Origin of the sequence: Halalkalibacter lacteus, assembly GCF_036663595.1 — a bacterium.
GTDB classification, from domain to species: Bacteria; Bacillota; Bacilli; order Bacillales; family Bacillaceae_D; genus Halalkalibacter; species Halalkalibacter lacteus.
Genome location: NZ_JAWRVL010000411.1, coordinates 1 through 242, shown reverse-complemented (window position 1 = coordinate 242; position 242 = coordinate 1). Strand labels below are relative to the sequence as shown.

Here is a 242-nt window from a genome sequence, read left to right as displayed (position 1 = left end):
CGCCTGTTGACCTCGAGTGGGATGGAGGCCGGCTGCGATTTGCCTGGATGACGCAGCACAACCCGGAGTTCGGCGATCCGGTTGCCGATCGTGCAAGCGTCGCCGCGCTGCTCGGGGTGGACACCGCCGACCTGCATCCGCAGCTGCCGGTGCAGAAGGTCTCGTGCGGCGTGCCCTACTTGCTGATTCCCATGCGCGATCGCGCATCTGTCGATCGCGCGTCGGTGAACGCGGCGGAGTTC

1 pseudogene is annotated in these 242 nt (G+C 66.9%); it reads left to right on the top strand.

The window, feature by feature from the left end:
• Positions 1-242 (top strand): annotated as a pseudogene (locus tag SAZ04_RS22845) (hypothetical protein); the annotation flags it as partial.